Annotated in this window: 2 rRNA genes; both read left to right on the top strand. The window is 51.4% G+C overall.

What is annotated here, in order from left to right:
- The first annotated feature begins 54 nt into the window (after positions 1-54).
- Positions 55-2,874, top strand: a 23S ribosomal RNA gene (locus FBF61_RS34380).
- A gap of 218 nt (positions 2,875-3,092) precedes the next feature.
- Positions 3,093-3,204 (top strand): 5S ribosomal RNA (rrf, locus tag FBF61_RS34375).
- The last annotated feature ends 2 nt before the right edge of the window (positions 3,205-3,206 follow it).

Genomic DNA, 3,206 nt, shown 5'->3' with positions numbered 1-3,206 from the left:
TCCGTAACGAGTTCATTGACATATTGTGAAGTAAAAGAGAAAGAGAAATAGATCGCGCAAGCGAATTAAGGGCGCATGGGGGATACCTAGGCTCTCAGAGGCGATGAAGGACGTGATAAGCTGCGAAAAGCTTCGGGGATTGGCACATACAAATTGATCCGAAGATATCCGAATGGGGCAACCCAGTACCATGAAGTGGTATTACCCTACGGGGGGCAAACGCGGGGAACTGAAACATCTAAGTACCCGCAGGAGAAGAAAACAATAGTGATTCCGCAAGTAGTGGCGAGCGAACGCGGATTAGCCCAAACCACCCTGGTTACGGCCAGAGTGGGGTTGTAGGACCCACCAAGTGGGCATTGATCGAACTGGAATGGCATGGGAAGGCCAATCGAAGAGGGTGAGAATCCCGTACAGGTAAGAGAAGTGTCTGAGTGGGTATCCTGAGTAAGTGGGGACCGGAGAAATCCCCTCTGAATCCGGCGGCACCATCCGCCAAGGCTAAATACTCCTGAGAGACCGATAGTGAACGAGTACCGTGAGGGAAAGGTGAAAAGTACCGCGAGCAGCGGGGTGAAATAGAACTTGAAACCATGCGCTTACAAGCGGACGGAGCCTACGGGTGACGTCGTGCCTTTTGCATAATGAGCCTACGAGTTACGGTTACTGGCAAGGTTAATGTTTTTAAAAACAGGAGCCGAAGCGAAAGCGAGTCTGAAATGGGCGATTAGTCAGTGGCTGTAGACGCGAAACTTGGTGATCTACCCTTGGTCAGGTTGAAGCGCTGGTAACACATCGTGGAGGACCGAACCGGTAAACGTTGAAAAGTTTTCGGATGAACTGAGGGTAGGGGTGAAAGGCCAATCAAACTGAGAAATAGCTCGTACTCCCCGAAATGTTTTTAGGAACAGCGTCGTGGTCGAGTCATGGTCAGGTAGAGCTACTGATAGGACTAGGGGGAGTCAAATCCTACCAAATTCTGACAAACTCCGAATGGGCCATGATATACACGGCAGTGAGGGCCGGGGTGCTAAGGTCCCGGTCCGAGAGGGGAACAACCCAGAGCATCAGCTAAGGTCCCAAAATATATGCTAAGTTGAACTAAGGGGGTCCGACTGCAGAGACAGCCAGGATGTTAGCTTGGAAGCAGCTATACATTTAAAGAGTGCGTAACAGCTCACTGGTCGAGCGGGGCGGGCATCGATAATAAACGGGCATCAAGCATATTACCGAAGCTATGCGATAGTAATTTATTACGATCGGTAGGGGAGCATTCTCACAGGGGTGAAGGTTTGGCGTAAGCTGGGCTGGACTGGTGAGAAAAGCAAATGTAGGCATAAGTAACGATAATGCGGATGAGAAATCCGCACACCGAAAGACTAAGGATTCCTCCGCTATGCTAATCAACGGAGGGTTAGGCGGGGCCTAAGGGATAGCCGACAGGCGATTTTCGATGGACAGCAGGTTAATATTCCTGCCCTTGCATTCAGTGTGAAGAAATGACGGAGTATTGTGGTATGTACGTACTGACGGAATAGTGCGTTGAGCGGAACCTACGGGCGAAGCGAACATACGAAAAGGCTTCCAAGAAAAGTTTCTGAAACATCAGCTGATTGCAACCCGTACCGTAAACCGACACAGGTAGTCGAGAAGAATATTCTAAGGTGCTCGAGTGAATCACGGCTAAGGAACTCGGCAAATTAACCCTGTAACTTCGGGAGAAGGGGAGCCTCCTCGCAAGAGAGGCCGCAGAGAAATGGCCCAGGCGACTGTTTAGCAAAAACACAGGGCTCTGCCAAAACGAAAGTTGACGTATAGGGCCTGACACCTGCCCGGTGCTGGAAGGTTAAGAGGGGATGTCATCGCAAGAGAAGCATTGAATCGAAGCCCCAGTAAACGGCGGCCGTAACTATAACGGTCCTAAGGTAGCGAAATTCCTTGTCGGGTAAGTTCCGACCTGCACGAATGGTGTAACGATCTGGGCACTGTCTCGGCCGTGAGCTCGGTGAAATTGTAGTAGCGGTGAAGATGCCGCTTACCCGCCACGGGACGGAAAGACCCCGTGCACCTTTACTATAGCTTTGCATTGTTTTCGGGTCAGGGATGTGTAGGATAGGTGGGAGGCTGTGAGCCGGTGTCGCCAGGCATCGGGGAGCCAACGTTGAAATACCACCCTTCGCTGGCCTGGGATCTAACTTGACCAAGTCAAGGACCGTGCATGGTGGGTAGTTTGACTGGGGTGGTCGCCTCCAAAAGTGTAACGGAGGCTTCCAAAGGTCTGCTCAACACGCTTGGTAACCGTGTGTGGAGTGCAATAGTACAAGCAGGCTTGACTGCGAGACCGACGGGTCGAGCAGGTGGGAAACCAGGGTATAGTGATCCGGTGGTTCTGTATGGAAGGGCCATCGCTCAAAGGATAAAAGGTACGCCGGGGATAACAGGCTGATCTCCCCCAAGAGCTCACATCGACGGGGAGGTTTGGCACCTCGATGTCGGCTCGTCACATCCTGGGGCTGGAGAAGGTCCCAAGGGTTCGGCTGTTCGCCGATTAAAGTGGCACGCGAGCTGGGTTCAGAACGTCGTGAGACAGTTCGGTCCCTATCTGTGGTGGGCGTAGGAAGATTGACGGGGGCTGCCTTTAGTACGAGAGGACCGAGGTGGACCCACCGCTGGTGAACCGGTTGTCACGCCAGTGGCATGGCCGGGTAGCTATGTGGGGAATAGATAAGCGCTGAAAGCATCTAAGTGCGAAACTAGCCCGAAGATGAATCTTCCACATAAGGGTCGTTGTAGACTACGACGTTGATAGGCTGCAGGTATACGTGTAGAAATACATTCAGCCGAGCAGTACTAATTACCCAACAGCTTGCACATTAACATATCTTTATCTCTCTCTCTTTTACTTCCAATATGACATGAAAATCAATGCTGAATGTGCCAATGACCGAATGACCGAATGAAATATCCAGTCGTTCAATCATTCGGAATTCAAAATTGATAACTCAAAGAGCTTGTTGGTGGCTATTGGCCTGGACGGTGCGACGATCCGCTTCACCCCCCTTCCCCATACCACACAAACCAACAAAGACCTTGTTGGTGGCTATTGGCCTGGTGTTCACCTCTTCCCATCCCGAACAGAGAAGTTAAGCCCGGGACCGCCGATGATACTTGGATCAAACCTGGTAAAGTAGGTAGCCGCCACAATA

The organism is Dyadobacter bucti (assembly GCF_005869225.1).
GTDB lineage: Bacteria > Bacteroidota > Bacteroidia > Cytophagales > Spirosomataceae > Dyadobacter > Dyadobacter bucti.
Note: the sequence above shows the minus strand (reverse complement) of the source record. Positions and strands in the feature narration are given on the sequence as shown.